The 552-nt window shown below is 66.5% G+C and carries 1 protein-coding gene; it reads left to right on the forward strand.

The window, feature by feature from the left end:
* A partial coding sequence (locus tag AACY45_RS27685) for an ABC transporter substrate-binding protein (protein ID WP_339548655.1) occupies window positions 1-552 on the forward strand: 552 nt, incomplete at both ends.

A 552-nucleotide genomic window follows, 5' to 3' on the forward strand; every position in this document is an offset into this window, starting at 1 on the left:
ATGTCGGTCTCGGCGTGGCGCGGCGCTGGTACGACACCGAAGGCGTCGATGCGATCACCGAGGTGGTCTCGTCGGGCGTCGCGCTCGCGGTGCAGCAGCTGCCCCGCGAAAAGGACAAGGTGTTCCTCGCCACCGGTCCCGGCACGCCTGATCTCACCGGCAAGGCCTGTTCGCCGAACGGCGTCCACTGGGCTTATGACAATTACGCGCTGGCGAATGTCGCCACGGCGCCCCTGGTGAAGAAGGGCCTCAAGAGCTGGTTCTTCCTGACCGCGGACTACAGCTTCGGCCAGGCGCTCGAGGCAGAAGCCTCCAAGGTCGTGCTCGCCAATGGCGGCACGGTGCTGGGTGCCGCACGTGCACCGCTCAACACGCCGGACTTCTCGTCCTTCCTGCTGCAGGCCCAGGCCTCGAAGTCGCAGGTGGTCGGCCTCGCCAATGCCGGCGCCGACATGATGAACTCGCTGAAGCAGGCCAATGAATTCGGCCTGACCGCGGGCGGGCAGAGCATCGCGGCGCTGCTGGTCAATCTGCCTGACATCCACGGTCTCG

The sequence above is a fragment of the Pseudomonas sp. RA_35y_Pfl2_P32 genome, assembly GCF_963970735.1.
In the GTDB taxonomy this organism is placed as follows: domain Bacteria; phylum Pseudomonadota; class Gammaproteobacteria; order Pseudomonadales; family Pseudomonadaceae; genus Aquipseudomonas.